The following is a 19,126-nucleotide window of genomic DNA, read 5'->3' on the forward strand; positions in this document are numbered from 1 at the left end:
AATCACAGAATAGGATGGATATGACAGAGCAAGTTCCACCACTCGAAAACAGTACAGAAACGAAAAACGATATGTCACGAGGATGGTGGATCGCTTTTGGTTATGACATCTTTATGATGTTTATCATCGTCTTCAACCTATTCTGTTTATGTGCCAATGCTTTTTTAATGAGTAATTTTGGTGACTGGCTTTTCAATGAAATTCATTTACCGCAAGTTTTACAGTATTACAAAACAGATCTGCATCCATGGGTGATTAAAACGGAAAGCTGGTTTATCACCTTTTTGATTGTTGAATTAGGCATTCGCTGGCTCATCGCAATTATCAACAAACATCATGCGCGTTGGTTTTTCTTTCCATTTATTCATTGGTATGAAATTTTAGCGATTATTCCTTATTTACGTTTTTTACGTTTAATTCGGGTCGGTATTATTGCTTATCATTTTCATGAGTTAGGTTATAAGGTTATTCCTGATAACATTCTAAAACGTGTGCTGTTTTATTATCGAGTGCTGATGGAAGAATTATCTGATCGTGTTGTGATTACAGTCATTGATGGAATTAAACAAGAATTAGACACCAGCTCAAGTCATAAAAAAATCATTCATGATTTAATTGATCATCATAGAGATCGTTTTGCACAAACTTTAGCTGAAGTCTTACAAGAGTCTTTGGCCACTGAACTAAAAGCACAAAGTCATGTGATTACCCATAATGTCGGACAGATTGTACGTCAAGCGATTGAGGACACCCCGCAATTGACCCAGTTATTGCGCATGATCCCAATTGCAGGCAGTATGATTGAAAATCAGATTCAAAATATTGGGCAACAGTTAGGTGAGAACATTACCCAAGGATTGGTTGAACCTTTTACAGAAGGCAATCTACACAATCCAAACGCGACCTATCAACTGATCTCAACCAAATTAAGCCAGTTAAATATTGAAAATCAGAAGCTTGAAGAACTGGTTGAATCTGTGGTCTATGAAAGTTTAGAATCGTTAAGGAAACAAGTGAAAGTAAAACAATGGCAGCTTGAATTAGAAAAAAATGATCAAGTAAAAGATTAAGTGATTCAAAGAATAAGCAATTCATTGAAAATATTTGTATCTTTGCTAGAGAAATCATTCAATATGTTCTAGCATTTGCCCTATTTCACAATTTTTGACGCTTAGATAGAAAATTTAGGTCACACGCCTTTTAAGGAATAATTATGGCTGATATACGGATTACAGGCAGAATGGTTAATTTTACCCGATTAACCTTCGATACTAATGATCATGATGCCATCCGCCAGCAATTAACTTCAATGATGAGTGAAACCTCTTATCAAGGGGCTTTAGTCATTATTGATAGCACAGTTGAACAAGAGCTTATTGCCCTGATTCAACTCATTATCAGTCTAGATTTACAGCCTATGGCTGTGATTGATGGTTTATTGGGTGATCAAGCACGTGCAATTCAATTTCCAGTCTTGCCTGCCGATCGTCCATTGCAACGGATTAAACCGACGAAAGAGCAAGTGGTTGAAACACCAGTAAAAGCTCCAACTGTGGCGACCCCAAATGCAAGCGTTGATACACCTAAAACATTGAGTCATATAACCTCATACCATGATGAAATTTTAAGAACTGGTCAATGCCTAGTTCAAGATCATGGGGACATCATACTGAATGCTGGTATTAACAGTGGTTCGGAAGTGATTGCTTCAGGAAATATACATATCTATGGCAGTGTTCGTGGTAGAGTCATTGCAGGCGCAGGTGGTAACACCATTGCAAGAATTTTTTGTCATTCACTAGAAGCCGAATTGGTTTCTATTGCAGGAACATATTGTGTGGCAGATGACATTCCTCAAGATGTCATTAAAAAGGCTGTACATATTTACTTGAATGACCAGCAAGAGCTAGTGTTTGAAGCTTTGCAATTTTAAGGTATAAATTAACACCATATAAAACTCGTTTAATCGGGTAAAATGACCATAACAGGAGTGGATTCGGTGGCCAAAATTGTTGTCGTTACATCAGGCAAAGGTGGCGTAGGTAAAACTACGACGAGTGCATCTTTTGCAACAGGATTAGCCCTACGTGGTCATAAAACTGTTGTGATTGATTTCGATGTGGGTTTGCGTAATTTAGATTTGATCATGGGCTGTGAACGCCGCGTGGTGTATGATTTTGTTAATGTCATCAATAACGAAGCACGCTTACAACAAGCATTGATTCGTGATAAAGATATTGAAAATCTATATATTTTACCTGCATCACAAACCCGTGATAAAGATGCGTTGAGCGATGATGGTGTTGCTCGTGTAATCGATGAGCTTTCGCAAGAGTTCGATTATATTATTTGTGACTCACCTGCGGGGATTGAGCGTGGCGCGATTTTAGCCATGTATCATGCAGATGAAGCAATTATTGTAACAAACCCAGAAATTTCTTCTGTTCGAGATTCAGACCGTATTATCGGTATGCTCGACAGTAAGACGAAAAAAGTAGAAAACAACGAAGGGCGTGTTCGTAAGCATTTATGTATTACGCGTTTTAACCCTGAACGTGCCGATAAACAAGAAATGTTGACCATTGATGATATCTCAAAAGATATCTTACGTGTACCAACTTTAGGCGTCATTCCAGAGTGCCCTAGCGTGCTTCAGGCATCGAATGAAGGTAAACCTGTCATTCTTTACCAAGAAGCATCTGCTGGGCAAGCATATGATGATTTAGTTGCGCGTTTCTTGGGTGAGGAACGTCCTTATCGACATATTACAGTGAAACCTAAGGGTTGGTTAGCACGGTTATTTGGAGCGTAGAAATGGCAGGATTTTGGAGTAAACTTTTTAGCAATGATGACAAACCATCTAGCGCCCAAACTGCTAAAGACCGCTTAAAAGTTATTGTTGCTTCTGAAAACGGTTTGGGCAAACGTTTAAGCCAAGACAAGATTGACCAAATGAAGAAAGAAATCATGCAAGTGGTTAATCGTTATGTCCGTGGTGTGGATGAACAGCATATTCAAATGCAAGTTCGTTCTGAAGCCAACATTGAAATGTTGGAAATGAATATCAATTTACCTGAAGAACGATAATTTCATTATTGATTAGTCAAGTGAATTGATTCAGGGCAAAATATAGGGCAGAGTCAAAAAGCATTGCTTTTACTCATGCAATATATTTTGCCCTTTTTATTTTAGATTTTTTTCAGCTAAATATTGTATTTATCCTTATTAAACGAAAGATCAATAAGGTTTATATAATGCTGCAAATCAATCATTAGATTTAGAATTATTTTATTTTGAGGAGATGCTGTTATGGCACTTTCACAGCCAGCAACGTTCAATGAAGAATGGTCAGACGAGCGTGTATTTGCCTACTTAGATCAACTTCCTCCTGAAGGTACCAATACAGATTTTCATGTACTTTATCACGCATTTAAACATATGCGCCCGTTTGACTATGAACGTTTGTTGACCAAATTTGTTGCTGATGGTCGAGACATCAATGCAACTAATCCTGAAGGTCAACGTATTCATGATGTGATCGCAGAATATCCGCGTCAAAAAGAAGGTTTCTTAGACGTATTGGCAAAGTTTGCTTAACAACTAAATACGCGAATAACACGATACAACTCAATATTGTTAATCAATAAATGCCTGATGAATTTCATTGGGCATTTTTATTTTATATAGCCCTCTTTTTCTCAATGTATATCTCAAAATTCTCAAACGTATCCTCATCACTATTGAATACAATGATTTAAATACTTATACACATCAACATGAATAAATGAACTTTTTTAGAGTCACACTATTTCATTCAGTCTTTAACCATATTTTAATTTCACCCAATCTTGATTTACTTCAAATAGCAGTATGCTTACTTTTATAATTATTATTCAATATCCCCCCTATTTACCAGCTAAAGTGTACATCTTGTTGGTTGATATCATTTAAAGCTAGCAATCTCAAACCCTACAATTGCTTATCTTCTGCCATAAAAAAACCCAGCTTACGCTGGGTTCTTAGAATCAAATCAGTGCTTAGTGAGCAGCGAATTGGTTCATTGTGTTTTTAGCATCGTCATGCGCTTTAAGTGCATTGTCACCAGAGAAGATTTCTTTGTGATCATCACCGATGTCAGAACCCGCCATTGCTTGGTGTTTAACACAAGCAATACCTCCACGGATTTCTTTACGTTGTACGCCAGCAACATAAGCCAACATACCTTCAGTACCGAAGTAACCTTGTGCAAGCTCATGAGTAGAAAGCGCAGCAGTATGGTAAGTCGGAAGTGTAATCAAGTGATGGAATACACCAGCTTCACGAGAAGCATCTGCTTGGAATGTACGGATTTTCGAGTCAGCATCAGCAGCCAATTCAGAAGCATCATACTCAGCGCTCATTAATTTAGCACGGTCATAAGCAGAAACGTCTTTACCTTCAGCAACCCAACGATCGTAAGCTTGTTGACGGAAGTTTAAAGTCCAGTTGAATGATGGGCTGTTGTTATAAACAAGCTTCGCATTTGGAACTGTTTCACGTACACGGTTAACCATGTGTGCAATTTCTTCAACGTTTGGAGTCGCAGTTTCGATCCAAAGAAGATCTGCACCGTTTTGTAAGCTAGACACACAGTCAAGTACAACACGGTCAATTTGAGTACCTTCACGGAACTGATATAAGCCAGAAGCTAAACGCTTAGGACGGTGTAATTTACCATCACGTTTAATTAAGATTTCATCTTCTTGAGCATCAGCAATATCAATTTCAGTCGTGTCTAAGTAGCTGATATATTGAGAAGCAATATCACCTGGCTCTTTAACCACTGGGATTTTTTGAGTCAAGTCAGCGCCTTCAGAGTCAGTACGCGCAACGATGATACCGTCATCAAGACCCATTTCTAAGAATGCATAACGTAATGCATGGATTTTAGAGATAAAGTCTTCATGTGGAACTGTTACTTTACCAGCTTGGTGACCACATTGTTTAGCATCAGATACTTGGTTTTCGATTTGTAGTGCACAAGCACCAGCTTCAATCATCTTACGTGCAAGTAAATAAGTCGCTTCTTCGTTACCGAAACCAGCATCGATGTCCGCAATAATTGGCACAACGTGAGTTTGGAAACCGTCGATTTGAGCTGTGATTTCAGCAGCTTTAGCAGTATCACCAGCTTCGTTTGCTTTTTTAAGCGCACGGAATAAATCGTTAAGTTCTTTCGCATCAGCTTGACGTAAGAATGTATAGATTTCAGCGATTAAAGCAGGTACAGAAGTTTTTTCGTGCATAGATTGGTCAGGAAGTGGACCGAATTCTGAACGAAGTGCAGCAACCATCCAACCAGAAAGGTAGATATAACGTTTGCTTGTAGTACCGAAATATTTTTTGTTCGCAATCATTTTTTGTTGCGCAATAAAACCATGCCAGCAACCTAAAGATTGAGTGTATTTGCTAGAATCAGCATCATATTCAGCCATATCACGACGCATGATCGCAGCTGTATATTTAGCGATATCTAAACCAGTTTTGAATTGGTTTTGCAGTTGCATACGCGCAGCATCTTCTGGGCTAATATCGCGCCATGTGCTTCCGAATTTTGCTTTTAATTCACGGATTGCATCAATCGCTGTTTGGTATGTAGTCATGATATGTTCCTGTAATAATATTAGGATTTCATCAATCGAAGAGCTAAATCCACTCGGTATTTGTTTGTTCAGATTTAGAACACTTCGTTGTTATGGTCTTAGCTTAGATTGACTCCTCAAATTAATCCAATATTCTGAGTTAATTTTCAGTATTTATTTAAAAAATATGTAGATCAAAGTCGTATTATAATTATATTAAAAACCAATAAACCTTTAATTTATAAAATTTTATTTTAATAGCGATCACCCATGTTTTGCTTAAATATAAGGCAATTTATTCATTTTATCACTATTAGACTTAAGTCTGAGCTTGTAACAAAAAAACCAGAACTGGTTTTTTTTGATATAAAAATACCCTGAATGATCAATAATTATACAAAGCATAATAATCTAATTCATTCATCGATAAATGGTGTTACTGCTCAAAAATCTGCTGGTCTTGAGGTATAATGAGGAGATTAAGATTTATTCAAGCATGCATCTCTATTCAAAACTAAGACAATAAATATTGATCCTTCTACAACAATAAATCGCCTGCTGTTTTTTTATCTACTTTTTACACAAAAGCATTTCCTTATGGCATAATCCCCTGTGATTTCTAAATTTTATTTTCGGTATTTTTTTTATGAATCTGGAGCGGGTCGATCTCAACCTCTTAATTTACCTTGACGTTCTTTTACGTGAAAAAAATGTGACTCGTGCTGCTGAACAGCTTGGTGTTACCCAACCCGCAATGAGTAATATTTTACGTCGTCTTCGTAATTTATTTAATGACCCTCTTTTAATTCGTTCTTCTGAAGGTATGACACCAACAGAACGTGCTTTAGAATTACAACCTCGCATCCGTGACGCACTGTCTGATTTATCGATGATTTTGGAACCTCGTACTGAGTTCCGACCTTATACTTCAAACCGTGTATTCCGTATTATGACCTCTGATTATGCCGAAGCGACACTTGTTCCTCGCCTAGTCAAAGCGTTGCGCTCAGAAGCACCGAATGTTGTACTCGACTTTTTAACACCAAGTGACGTGTCATATCGTGACATGGAACAAGGTAAAGTTGATTTAGCCATCAACCGTTTTAATGAAATCCCACAAAGCTTTCACCAAGTTTTAGTGTGGCGTGACAGTTTCTCTTGTCTACTCAATAACAAACATCCCGCTTCGAGTAATTTAAATCTTAAAAGTTATTTAGATGCGCAACATATCTGGGTATCTAAAACAGGTATGGGGGTCGGTTTTGGTGTGAATCCTGAGAAACAAGCAGGATTGGGTTGGATTGATCAAGCTTTAGAGCGAATTGGTCAAAAGCGTAAAATTTCAGTCTTTACTCGTCATTATCAAATGCCAGCATTGTTGGCTTCAAATGTCGATTTGATTGCAACATTACCAACCCGTATCGCCCGTTTACAAGCCAAAAGCCAAAATTTACTCATTAAAGATCCGCCTTTTTATATTCCAGAATTTGAATTAAAAATGGCATGGTGCCCGTTACTTCATCATCATCCTGCACATCGTTGGTTACGCCAATTGATTCTTTATGTTGCACGTCAAATGATTGAAGAAGAAAATCGTGAATTTATGCAAAATAATTCGCATTTTTCTCAATATTAATAGGAATTTTCTTAAATTCTTATCATTTCAAGCTTATACTAATTCCAGATCGGTAGTGTGTTACTCACTACCACCCCCTTTTATGTGTTAAAAATATCTCATAATAATGATGATCCATAGGTGGATTCGTGAGCCTGTTCCAGAATATCCTAATCATCGCTGTCCTCATCGCAGGAGCTGGTTTTTTATCTTTAACTGAAATCGCCCTTGCAGGTGCGCGTAAAGTTAAACTCAAAATTCTTGCCGAATCTGGCGATGAGCGAGCACAAAAAGTCCTAGACTTACAGCAAAACTCTGCCGATTTCTTTGCCGCATCCCAAATCGGTTTAAATGCTGTTGCTATTCTTGGCGGTATTTTAGGTGAAGGTGCCTTTCGCCCTTATTTTCTTGAATTTGTCTCACGTTTCTATGTCGGAAATTGGACGGAAACCATTAGCTTTGTCCTCTCATTTACTTTAGTCACTTCACTGTTTATTCTTTTTGCCGATTTAATGCCAAAACGTATGGCAATGATTGCACCGGAAAAAATTGCGGTTTCAGTTATTAATCCCATCCAGATCTTTATCGTGGTCTGTAAACCCTTAGCATGGTTTATCAATGCGGTTGCTAATTTGTTGTTCCGCTTGTTTAAAATCAATACAACACGTGAAGACAACATTACCTTTGATGATATTTCAGCGGTAATGGATGCTGGTGCTCAGGCAGGTGTTTTACAAAAGCAAGAACATCACTTTATTGAAAATGTATTTGAGCTTGAAGAACGTAATGTTCCATCCAGTATGACCCCACGTGAAAATGTGGTGTTTTTCACTTTAAAAGAGCCTGAAGAAAGTATCCGCCAAAAGCTAGCTGAATACCCTTATTCTAAGTTCTTGGTTTGTAACGAAACCATTGATCAAGTGATTGGCTATGTAGATGCCAAAGATATTTTGGTGCGTATTCTGAATAACCAGAAAATTAATCAATTACATGAATCAACTATTCGTACAGTATTAACCATTCCTGACTCATTGACCCTTTCTGAACTTCTTGACCGCTTCCGCTCAAGCAAAGAAAAATTTGCGGTGGTATTTAATGAATATGCACTTGTGGTTGGTGTTATTACCCTGTCAGATATCATGATCACAGTGATGGGCGACTGGGTTACACCAATGGATGAAGAGCTACAAATCATTAAACGAGATAACAACTCATGGTTGATTGATGGGAGTACCCCAATTGAAGACATGAAGCATGCTTTAGCCATTGATGAGATGCCAGATGAAGAGAACTACGAAACACTGGCAGGCTTTATGATGTATCAGTTAAGAAAAATTCCTAAACCAGCTGACACAGTGATTTTTGGTGGTTATAAATTTGAAGTGGTCGATGTTGATCATTTTAAAATTGACCAGCTACTTGTCACACGATTACTTGAAAAAGCAGAACCATCAACATCAGAAGATTCTTCACAATAAGTTTCTTTAGCGTATTTAAAGCTTAGCAATTACCTTGCTAAGCTTTTTTTATGAAAAGTGGTGCTTCAATATCGAGAGATTCACAAGGTCATTGATTAGATTATGGGCATTTGATTTATAAATTTTAAAAATATGAAAATTAACATGAACATAATTTATAAAATCAAAAAAAATAATAAACTTAAAAATCAATGATTTATATTTTATAACCATTTTGGTGCAAAAATAATATTCATTTTTAAATATCTGTTTTGAATACTCTATTTATTTAAAAAATAGTACTGAATTCAGTATTTCTACAAGGATATTTTAATTTAATCAAATAACTATTAGCATGCTTTTGCTTAAAAAACTAAAAGACTTCTGTTAACAAAGTCTCATTCAAGGATCGAACTATGCTAACCGTATTAGGTTTGGGCATGATTTTGTGCTTTATGTACTTAATCATGTCTAGACGAATGACTGCACTTGCAGCACTCACACTTATTCCAATTTTATTTGCATTAATCGCTTACGGTCTTAGCTTCTATTTCGATAGCCTTGGGCATTTAGAAATCAAACAGCTCGGTGAAATGATGCTTGATGGTGTGAAAAAACTTGCACCAACAGGCGTAATGCTACTTTTTGCAATTCTCTATTTTGCCATCATGATTGACACGGGATTGTTTGATCCTTCTGTAAAATTTATCTTAAAGCTGGTCAAAGGTGATCCACTTAAAGTCGTTATTGGTACCATTACCCTGACACTCATCGTCTCTCTTGATGGTGATGGTTCAACCACCTACATGATTTGTGTGGCAGCGATGCTCCCACTCTATAAAAAATTAGGTATGAGCCCGTTGATCATGGCATGTTTAATGATGCTGGCAAGCGGAATCATGAACCTTACCCCGTGGGGTGGACCAACGGCACGTGCTGCAAGTGCGCTGCATGTAGAGGCAAGTGAAATCTTTGTGCCTATGGTTTTACCAATGCTGGCTGCTATTCTTTGGCTCTACTTTGTCGGTTTTATGTATGGCCGTATGGAACGTAAACGCTTAGGTATTATTGAACTTGATGTTAGTCATGGTGATGACATTCAAATTTCAAGTAACCCAGAAGCGAATCGTGCACATTTAAGATGGTTCAATGGTTTATTAACCGTTGTACTGATGATCTGTTTGGTGAAAGGTGTGTTGCCTTTACCGATCTTATTTATGATCGCACTTTGTATAGCATTGGTGGTGAACTATAAAGACGTCGATATGCAAAAATCTTTGGTTGCTCATCATGCAGGTAGTGCCTTAAACGTTGTGGGTATTATTTTTGCTGCAGGGATTTTTACTGGGATTCTTTCAGGGACAGGCATGGTTGATGCGATGTCTAAAGAATTGGTGGCGATTATTCCACAAAGTATGGGGCCTTTCTTAGCGCCAATTACTGCTGTGATTAGTATGCCTTTGACTTTCTTTATGTCGAATGATGCTTTCTACTACGGGGTGTTACCGATTCTTTCAGAAGCGGCGAGTCATTATGGTATTACACCTGTAGAAATGGCGCGTGCTTCAATTGTCGGCCAACCTGTACACTTACTCTCACCATTGGTTCCTTCTACCTATTTATTATGTGGATTGGCTGGTATCGAATTTGGACAGCATCAAAAGTTCACCATTAAATGGGCGATTCTGACCTGTTTGGTAATGCTGGTTGCAGCCATGCTACTCGGTGTATTCCCACTCTATTCAACACTACACTAATAGACAAAAGCCGATATTTATATCGGCTTTTTTTTCATCTTAAATAGTTTATTTTCATCATCTATTTAAAACAATGATTTATTTAGAATCAAATCCAATTAAGGATGAATCAAGACATCGAGCAATGCTTGATAATGAATTGAAATGTCATCTTCTAAAATTTTATAGGCACTATCGAACTGCACCATTGGCCAGCCTTCTTTCCAGAAAGGGAAAATATTATGCAGGTCACGCGTCACGGTGGCATCTTCACGAATAATCGCTTGAGCAACTTGCGATAGCACTTGAGCGGTTTCTGCACCATCAATGGCTAAATAATCGATACCTTTTGCTTTTAAAATACGGACACGATCTTTCTTGTAACGAATTTTTTTAGCTTGTGCTTCATTTAAATTTAAAGCCAAAGTCACTGCTTCAACAAGTTTGTCTTCAAAGCTTTGATGTAAAGCAACCAGTGCCTGTTTATGTGCTTCTTGACGCCCTGCTTTTCCACCATCACGAATGATTTTTTGTGCTTCAACATTCAGTTCATCCGATTTCATCGACTGAAGAATGTCTAAAATTTCAATATCACTTAATGAAGCAGAAGAATCTGTCATGGGAGTCCTAAAACAAAAATAAATAGAAACTCTATTTTCGCACAATTTTAAAATTAAGTCAGAGATAATGTTAATCTGCTGCGATGTATCTCGACCTAATCAAATAACAATAAAGGATGATATTTTAATGTCTGTTTTAGCCCTACTCGCCTGTACCAATTATTATTCTGCCTTGTATCTTATCTATTTTTATTTTGCTCAACAACCACGACCTCTTTTCCTTATATTGGCAGTGAGTTTACTCATATTTGCTTACCTAATTACTCCAGCGTCTTATCAAAAGGGACGACAACCATTTAACCACACCTTGAATCATGAAAATTGGCTGATTTTGCCGCTTTACACATGCTGGCAATTGTTTATCTTACCTATACGCTTGTTGCTGTCTAAATTTTTTGATTAAGACCATTCGATAAAATGTTATCAATAAGTATAGACTGACAATTTTTTGCTTTCTTAATTGAGATTTTTTTGCTATTGATTTGATATGCCAATAAAAAGTGAAACCGTATGAAAGCTGTTGCTTATAAAAAACCATTCGCAATTTCAGAAGCCAATGTTTTTTCCGAAATCGAAATCGAACAGCCAGTTGCAACAGGTCATGACTTACTGATTGAGGTCAAAGCCATTTCAATCAATCCAGTCGATATCAAAATGCGACAGCGTACTTCGCCAGACAATGATACTTGGAAAATTTTGGGTCATGATGCGGTTGGGACCGTGAAAGCAGTCGGAGAAAAAGTTCAAAATTTTAAAGTGGGTGATGAAGTTTTTTATGCGGGTTCAAACCAAAGACAAGGCTCTTATGCTGAATTCCAATTGGTCGATGAACGTATTGTTGGGCTAAAACCTAAATCATTGAGTGATGCTGAAGCCGCAGCCTTGCCTTTAACGTCACTCACCGCTTATGAAATGTTATTTGACCGTTTAAAAATTCAAGACACCAAAGTTGAAAAGCCTGTGATTTTAGTCATCGGCGCTGCAGGTGGTGTAGGTTCTATTACAGTTCAATTGTTAAAAGTATTGACTGGATTTACTGTTATTGCCACAGCTTCCCGCCCAGAATCTAAAGCATGGCTGACTGAAATTGGCGCAGATTATATTGTGGATCATAGCCAACCTTTAGAACAGCAAATCCTAGACTTGAATATTGGGCTACCTCATTATATTTTTTCAATTAATGGTACAGGGCGATATACACAAGCCATTGCCAATTTGATTGCACCTCAAGGTCATTTTGGTTTAATTGATGATCCTGAAAACTTTATCATTAACCCGTTTAAAGTTAAGTCTGTATCTGTTCATTGGGAATCGATGTTTACCCGCTCTACATTCCAAACCAAAGATCTCAGCCGACAAGGTGATATTTTAAATAAAGTTTCAAAATTAGTTGATGACCAAAGAATCAAAACTACTTTGGGACAAAATCTCGGTCAAATCAATGTTGAGCATATAACCCAAGCTCATACACTAATTGAGTCAGGTAAAAGCATTGGTAAGATCGTATTAGCGGGCTTTTAACCACCCGAATAAAATTTAATTTTAGAAGTCGCTTAAATTTTTATAACAGGATTTAAACGGCCCTGTGAATACTAATCAATGTAATGAACTAAATATAAATTGAACCTTTTTGTATCATTCAATCATACATGGTGTATCTATCGCGTGGCGACATGGATGTCGCGGTTGAGCGGGGGTACAGGACGTACCCCTCGCTCAACAAAGGATTTTTGTCACTTTTCATCCTTGAAAAGTGAGGCATTGCCTACACAAATTAATTTAAACTTTTCGACCTAAGATGAGGCAGTGCTAATCCTTTAATAATATGAATCAAGTTTTAGAGAAATAGTATAATTACAAAGTTAAATAGAAAAAACTTATCTTAAATCACTTCCACCACAACTTTACCAATATGCTCACCTGTGTCCATACATGCATGTGCAGCTTGGATCTGATCAAACATAAATGTTTTATAAATCATGGGTAAACATTCACCTTTTGCCCACAATGGAACGACATGTTCCATCAAACCTTTGGCAATTTCAGCTTTTTCAGCAGTTGTACGCGCACGCATAGTTGAACCAGTAATAGTGAGGCGTTTCATCATAATCTGACCTAATTTTACTTCTTTGGCCTTTGCACCACCCAAAAATGCGATATAGACCAAACGCCCATCTCTACGGAGTAGGTTTAGATTTTGATCTAGATAAGGCGCCCCAACCATGTCAAGAATAATATCGACACCCTCATTTTGGGTCTTTTCAAAAATGACCTGTTCAAAGTCTTGAGTTTTATAATTAATCGCATCAGTCAAATGACGAATGGCTTGAATCTTCTCATCAGAACCTACAGTTGCAAAGCTTTTCAAACCAAGTGATTGCGCTAACATCAACGCGGTTGTACCAATACCACTTGTACCCCCATGTACCAATAGTGTTTCACCTGCTTTGGCATGCGCCATTTGGAAAACATTGGCCCATACGGTAAAGAAGGTTTCAGGTATTGCTGCAGCTTGAACAAAACTTACCGCTTCTGGAATATTAATAGTTTGAGATTCTGGCACGACACAATATTCTGCATAACCGCCACCATTGGTCAGTCCACAAACCTTATCCCCGACAGCGAATAAAGTGACATTCCCCCCCACGGCAATGACTTCTCCAGCAACTTCCAAACCAGGAACAGGTGTCACCCCTTTTGGCATAGGATATAAGCCTTGACGCTGTAAAATATCGGGCCGATTAATCCCAAATGCATGGACTTTAACCAAAACTTCATCTGCTTTGGGTTGAGGAATTTCTACCGTTTCATAAGCCAGTTTTTCTATACCACCAGGTTCTGTAATAATGACCTGTTGCATGTTATTTGTAGACATACTTTCTTTCCTATTCCATTCATTACTTTTCATGTTTTCTGTATTTGAACATAAACCAGTGCATGTGCAAATATTTCGCCACCAATGTCTACAAAATAGAGTGAGTATCCTTACAAAAATATAGTTTTCAATTGTTTATACAAATTGCACCAAACGGATAAAGACGTAAGAACAAATATCAAAAAACCAACTATTTGTTAATTACACATAACCATGCGCTCACTTATGGTTTAAAAATAGGTCATCGCCTTTAACTCATTATATTTTTTGCAAGTAAGCATTTAATTTTTAAAGATTTACATGCTTTTTTATTGCTTTTTTTAAGCATCAAAGACCATATTGATCATTTTTTGTTTGCTAATTTAATTTTACCCTGATAATATTCAAACACAAATTAGTTTTACCCAGATAAAAATATCCAAAGGTTTTAAAATGAATACTGAAAACACCTACACTGCTTTTATTGGCAATGAGCGTTTAATCACTGATTCTCTGTTAAACGTAGCATTAACCATCAAGACTCAACAAAACACCTCCACACCTGTGTTGATTTTTAATGATCAAACGGGTCAAGCTATTGATGTCAATATCATGGACTCTGCCGCCGATATTCAACAACGTTATGCTGAACCTGAAGCGGTTAAAAAAGTTGGACGTCCTAAATTGGGGGTGATTTCTCGTGAAATCACTTTGCAGCAAAAGCATTGGGATTGGTTAGATCAACAAAGTTCTAGTGCATCTGCTGTGATTCGAAAATTGATTGACCAAGAGTTAAAGAACCCCGATTCAGCAAGCAATAAAATGTTGGCAAAACAGGCAACTGATCGTTTTATGTCAGCAATGTCAGGCAATATGCCAAATTATGAGGAAGCCACGCGTGCTTTATATCAAGGTAATCAAGCGCTGTTTTTAGCACTAATTCAAGACTATCCAAAAGATTTACGAGCGTATTTGACTTTAAAAACCCAACATGCTTTTTAACTACAATATTCGCAACAATATAAAAATAAAATGCGCTAAGCCTTTGGGATTAGCGCATTTTTCATAATCTTCGGCACACGATTGATCATTAATTATTTTTGTTGTTCGGACTCATCACAAGCTTGTTTTAAACGTTGCATTGCCATCGGATCCATAGGTGCCGTCATCATTGCATGATAGTTTCGGCATTCTTTGGTTGGTTCCTGTATTTTTGGTTGGTTTGAGACACAAGCTGTCAATATGCTTGCAATACCAATCAGGAAAAATGTTTTCATTACATGACCTACCATTAAATCTTAACTTAAATTAAAGCTAAATTTTATTGCTTGTACTGTTGCAAGTCTGTTTTGATCGCATTCCATCAATGTTAATTCTTCTTATTTTAAAGCTTGCACAGTCGTACAGTTCATTGAAGTTCTAAATAGATTTAGCTGAGCACTACAAAAAGTACTACTGGACTTTTACTTAGAATAGAAATTTAAAAATCCTTTATTTATAATGAGATATACACTCCAAGTATTAAACAATGCAAAATTAAAAATGCTTTAATCTATATGATGTTGATTAGTATTATCTTGTATATATTAAATTTTTTGCATGAAAAAACCCACCTTATGGTGGGTTTCTCTCAACCAATCCAATTTATTAAAGACGAACCAATTCCACAATTTTTTCAGCCAATTCTTCAACCGCTTCTTGAGCAAATGCTACATCAGCACCCTGTTCAACATCCGTCACCACCACAACACCTGTTTGACGAAGCAATGCAACTTGATCGTTTGATAAACCTGCTTTTGCAATCGCAACAACACCTTGTTGAATCAACAAGCTTTCAAGAGATTGTGCATGTTTAAGTACTTGAGCAGATACAGCAACTACAGCCGGTTTTTGACCTAAACGTGCAGCACGAGCTTCAGCAGTGACAGGTTCATTGTGCGCAGTCCATTCAACCGCAGCTTCAACCATACCCGCACCAACAGTCACATTACTTAAACGGTCAATGAAGATAAAAGAACCCGTATAACGACTGTCATGATAACGGTCAAATACCACTGGTGCATCAAACTCAATCGTTACATCTGCAATCGCATTTAAATCAAGCTGTTCAACTTGCATTTTTTCCAATGTGTTGACATTGGTACGATAGTTAATCTTCGCAACCTTAGCCGGAATGGTTTGTGTACCAAACTTCACATTATAAAGTTTGCCCAACACTAAAGGCTGATCAGTCATCCATACGACTGTTGCACGAGCTGAACGGGAAATCAGTGGTTGTTCACCCGCTTTAACCAGCACGTTGCCACGCGAAATATCGATTTCATCATTTAACGTTAGCGTTACAGCCTGACCTGCAATAGCATGCACTAAGTTACCATCAAAAGTGACAATTTCTTTAACTGTTGACTTCTTACCAGACGGTAAAGCCACAATTTCATCGCCAACTTTGATTTCTCCTAAAGCAATCGTTCCGCAGAAACCACGGAAATCAAGGTTAGGACGGTTCACATATTGCACTGGGAAACGGAACTCATGTTTGCTTACATCATGTGTAATTTCAACAGTTTCCAATGTTTCCATCAAGGTTTTACCCTGATACCACGGTGTATTTTCAGATTTATTTACAACGTTATCGCCATTCAATGCAGAAATTGGCGAGAAGATGATATTGGCAGGTTTACGCTCACCCAATTGATTGACAAAATTATTGTACTCAACTTGAATTTCATTGAAACGCGCTTCAGAGAATTCAACCAAGTCCATTTTGTTAATCGCAACTACGATATTACGAATACCCAATAGACTCGCAATAAAGGTATGACGACGAGTTTGTGTTTGTACGCCATAACGAGCATCAATCAAGATGATTGCAAGATCTGCGGTAGATGCACCTGTGGCCATGTTACGGGTATATTGCTCATGCCCTGGTGTATCAGCAATGATAAACTTACGCTTTTCAGTAGAAAAATAACGATAAGCCACATCAATGGTAATACCTTGCTCACGCTCAGCTTGTAAACCATCGACAAGCAAGGCCAAGTCAGGTGCGTCGCCTGTGGTACCCACTTTTTTAGAATCACGAGTTACTGCTTGTAATTGATCTTCATAAATCAATTTTGAATCGTAAAGTAAACGACCAATTAACGTTGATTTACCATCATCCACATTACCGCAAGTCAAAAAACGTAACAGGTCTTTATTTTCGTGCTGTTTTAAATATGCCAAGATATCTTGGCTAATTAATTCTGATTGATGAGACATTGCTCAAAGCTCCACAATATTTTGAAATCGGTTGCTATATCTTTAAATCCTCCTAAGTCCTCCGTTTTCTTGCTGGAGTTCCCCCTCTTTTATAAAGAGGGGTTAGGGGGAGATTCATATAAAAAATACTTAGAAATAGCCTTCTTGCTTTTTCTTTTCCATCGAACCTGCTTCATCATGGTCAATCATACGACCTTGACGTTCAGAGCTTGTGGCTAAAAGCATTTCTTGGATAATTTCAGGCAGTGTTGTTGCCGTTGATTCAACCGCACCTGTCAACGGGTAACAGCCCAAAGTACGGAAACGTACCGATTTCATTTGTGGAACTTCACCTTCTTTTAAACGCATACGTTCATCATCCACCATGATCAACGTACCACTACGCTCAACAACTGGACGTTCAGCTGCTAAATACAAAGGTACCAAAGGAATACTTTCTTGGTAGATATATTGCCAAATGTCTAACTCAGTCCAGTTTGACAATGGAAATACACGGATACTCTCGCCTTTATTGACTTTACCGTTATAAAGATTCCAAAGCTCTGGACGTTGGTTTTTAGGATCCCAACGATGTTTAGCATCACGGAAAGAATAAACACGTTCTTTTGCACGTGACTTTTCTTCATCACGGCGTGCGCCACCAAATGCAGCATCAAACTGATACTTATCCAATGCCTGTTTTAAGCCTTGGGTTTTCATAATATCGGTATATTTTGAGCTACCATAATCAAATGGGTTTACACCAGCATCTTTACCTTCTTTGTTTTGATGCACGATCAGATCAAAACCGTGTTCTTTTGCCATGTTGTCACGGAATTTAATCATGTCCTTAAACTTCCAGCCTGTGTCGACATGCAACAGTGGGAAAGGAAGTTTAGCAGGATAAAATGCTTTTAAAGCAAGATGCAGCATGACAGCTGAGTCTTTCCCGATTGAGTAAAGCATCACTGGATTTTCAAACTCAGCAGCAACTTCACGGATGATATGAATACTCTCAGCTTCAAGCTGTTTTAGATGAGTAAGTCTTTCCTCAGATATAGGCATTGACAGCACCAGCTCACAAAAACGTGTACTTATTACACATATTAAAATTTATATTCATTATAGTGATTTACACCTCAACCCTTTTGCTTGTTTTTTTATATTCATATATAAAAACATCATAAGCAACAACAAGAGATCGGCATGACCACACAAATTATTGCACTAGAACAGATTGATTTTGAGCAATGGCTTCCACTTTGGCGCGGCTATTTAACATTTTATAAATCACAACTCAGTGATGAACAAATAAGATTATCTTGGAAGCGAATCACAAATCCTGAACAAGCTGATATGTTTGGTTTTACCATCAAAGTAAATGGTCAAGTGGTTGGCTTTGTACATTTGATTGCACATATGAGCATGTGGACAGATTTACTCTATTGTTATCTACAAGATTTATTTGTGGATGAAGCTTTTAGGAATCAAGGTTTAGCACGACAATTAATTGAGCATTGTTATCAGGTCTGCGCAACAAAGTTTAACCGTGTTTATTGGCTCACTCAAGAATCCAATATTACTGCCCAACATCTATATGATCGTATTGCGAGTAAAACAGGATTTATCCAATATAAAAAAGCATTAGCATAACTAGGGTCTGTTGACAATTCGTCTACGTTTGCGACTACGAGTGATTTTTAGATGATACAAGGCACGAAATATGAAATTTAGTCATTCTAAATGATGAGAAACATCGTTTCGCAAGGTAACACGCAATAAAAAAACAGTAAAAAACTTAGCTTCGCCTTGCCTGCTCAATTTTAGCCTACAACGCAAGCCATTTATGAAATGTCAACAGACCCTAATAGATGTAATTCATTTAATAATGACCGTTAAACGCTTACACTTGAGAAAATTCAAGTCTAAACATAAAAAAGCTCACCCATTTTTCAAGTCAGCCTTTAAAAAAACTGAAGATCT

General features: G+C 37.5%; 17 protein-coding genes. 11 read left to right on the plus strand and 6 right to left on the minus strand.

Going from position 1 to position 19,126, the window contains the following annotated elements; all coding sequences use genetic code 11:
- The first annotated feature begins 20 nt into the window (after positions 1-20).
- The 5 genes from FY049_RS04050 to FY049_RS04070 all read left to right on the plus strand — a co-directional run bounded on the left by FY049_RS04050 (position 21) and on the right by FY049_RS04070 (position 3,597).
- Positions 21-1,070, plus strand: a complete 1,050-nt coding sequence (locus tag FY049_RS04050) for a hypothetical protein (protein ID WP_004722756.1) — start codon at positions 21-23, stop codon at positions 1,068-1,070.
- A gap of 143 nt (positions 1,071-1,213) precedes the next feature.
- Positions 1,214-1,933 carry a septum site-determining protein MinC gene (gene minC, locus FY049_RS04055; protein ID WP_004722759.1) on the plus strand — a complete coding sequence of 240 codons (720 nt, stop codon included), beginning with the start codon at positions 1,214-1,216 and terminating at the stop codon, positions 1,931-1,933.
- Between the two features lie 66 nt (positions 1,934-1,999).
- Positions 2,000-2,812, plus strand: a complete 813-nt coding sequence (gene minD / locus FY049_RS04060) for a septum site-determining protein MinD (RefSeq protein WP_004722761.1) — start codon at positions 2,000-2,002, stop codon at positions 2,810-2,812.
- Between the two features lie 2 nt (positions 2,813-2,814).
- Complete coding sequence (minE, locus tag FY049_RS04065) at positions 2,815-3,087, plus strand: cell division topological specificity factor MinE (RefSeq protein ID WP_004722763.1); 273 nt, start codon at positions 2,815-2,817, stop codon at positions 3,085-3,087.
- 222 nt (positions 3,088-3,309) lie between these two features.
- Positions 3,310-3,597: a PA4642 family protein gene (locus FY049_RS04070; protein ID WP_004722766.1), complete on the plus strand. Its 288-nt coding sequence runs from the start codon at positions 3,310-3,312 to the stop codon at positions 3,595-3,597.
- 440 nt (positions 3,598-4,037) lie between these two features.
- Here FY049_RS04070 and FY049_RS04075 read toward each other — a convergent pair whose 3' ends face one another.
- The gene (locus FY049_RS04075; RefSeq protein ID WP_056514634.1) at positions 4,038-5,642 is read right to left on the minus strand and encodes an isocitrate lyase; all 1,605 of its coding nucleotides are present in this window, start codon (positions 5,640-5,642) and stop codon (positions 4,038-4,040) included.
- Between the two features lie 625 nt (positions 5,643-6,267).
- Here FY049_RS04075 and FY049_RS04080 point away from each other — a divergent pair.
- The 3 genes from FY049_RS04080 (at position 6,268) to FY049_RS04090 (ending at position 10,450) form a co-directional block, all read left to right on the plus strand.
- On the plus strand, positions 6,268-7,257 hold the full coding sequence (locus FY049_RS04080; RefSeq protein WP_004722769.1) for a LysR family transcriptional regulator: 990 nt from the start codon (positions 6,268-6,270) through the stop codon (positions 7,255-7,257).
- 128 nt (positions 7,258-7,385) lie between these two features.
- The gene (locus FY049_RS04085) at positions 7,386-8,714 is read left to right on the plus strand and encodes a hemolysin family protein (protein ID WP_446083224.1); all 1,329 of its coding nucleotides are present in this window, start codon (positions 7,386-7,388) and stop codon (positions 8,712-8,714) included.
- A gap of 395 nt (positions 8,715-9,109) precedes the next feature.
- On the plus strand, positions 9,110-10,450 hold the full coding sequence (locus tag FY049_RS04090) for a CitMHS family transporter (protein ID WP_004722773.1): 1,341 nt from the start codon (positions 9,110-9,112) through the stop codon (positions 10,448-10,450).
- A gap of 98 nt (positions 10,451-10,548) precedes the next feature.
- On the opposite strand, the gene FY049_RS04095 is transcribed toward FY049_RS04090, so the two are convergent.
- On the minus strand, positions 10,549-11,049 hold the full coding sequence (locus FY049_RS04095) for a hypothetical protein (protein ID WP_004819381.1): 501 nt from the start codon (positions 11,047-11,049) through the stop codon (positions 10,549-10,551).
- 510 nt (positions 11,050-11,559) lie between these two features.
- Between FY049_RS04095 and FY049_RS04100 the strand changes: the two genes are divergently transcribed.
- A complete protein-coding gene (locus FY049_RS04100; RefSeq protein WP_446083225.1) occupies positions 11,560-12,570 on the plus strand; it encodes a zinc-binding alcohol dehydrogenase family protein in 1,011 nt (336 codons plus the stop codon).
- A 361-nt stretch (positions 12,571-12,931) separates the two neighbouring features.
- Here FY049_RS04100 and FY049_RS04105 read toward each other — a convergent pair whose 3' ends face one another.
- Positions 12,932-13,924, minus strand: a complete 993-nt coding sequence (locus FY049_RS04105; protein ID WP_446083226.1) for an NAD(P)H-quinone oxidoreductase — start codon at positions 13,922-13,924, stop codon at positions 12,932-12,934.
- Between the two features lie 432 nt (positions 13,925-14,356).
- Here FY049_RS04105 and FY049_RS04110 point away from each other — a divergent pair, with 432 nt between their 5' ends.
- Entirely contained in the window at positions 14,357-14,905 is a 549-nt protein-coding gene (locus FY049_RS04110; RefSeq protein WP_105713230.1) for a DUF2239 family protein, read from the plus strand.
- A gap of 92 nt (positions 14,906-14,997) precedes the next feature.
- On the opposite strand, the gene FY049_RS04115 is transcribed toward FY049_RS04110, so the two are convergent.
- The 3 genes from FY049_RS04115 to cysD all read right to left on the minus strand — a co-directional run bounded on the left by FY049_RS04115 (position 14,998) and on the right by cysD (position 18,202).
- On the minus strand, positions 14,998-15,180 hold the full coding sequence (locus tag FY049_RS04115; RefSeq protein WP_446083227.1) for a hypothetical protein: 183 nt from the start codon (positions 15,178-15,180) through the stop codon (positions 14,998-15,000).
- A gap of 370 nt (positions 15,181-15,550) precedes the next feature.
- Positions 15,551-17,164 carry a sulfate adenylyltransferase subunit CysN gene (gene cysN, locus FY049_RS04120; protein ID WP_446083228.1) on the minus strand — a complete coding sequence of 538 codons (1,614 nt, stop codon included), beginning with the start codon at positions 17,162-17,164 and terminating at the stop codon, positions 15,551-15,553.
- A 129-nt stretch (positions 17,165-17,293) separates the two neighbouring features.
- Positions 17,294-18,202, minus strand: coding sequence for a sulfate adenylyltransferase subunit CysD (gene cysD / locus FY049_RS04125; RefSeq protein ID WP_171066897.1), 909 nt, complete (start codon positions 18,200-18,202; stop codon positions 17,294-17,296).
- Positions 18,203-18,349: 147 nt separating this feature from the next.
- On the opposite strand from cysD, the gene FY049_RS04130 reads away from it, so the two are divergent.
- Positions 18,350-18,796 (plus strand): N-acetyltransferase family protein, encoded by a 447-nt coding sequence (locus FY049_RS04130; RefSeq protein ID WP_446083229.1) that lies wholly within the window; start codon positions 18,350-18,352, stop codon positions 18,794-18,796.
- The last annotated feature ends 330 nt before the right edge of the window (positions 18,797-19,126 follow it).

The sequence above is a fragment of the Acinetobacter sp. 1125_18A genome (assembly GCF_052824985.1).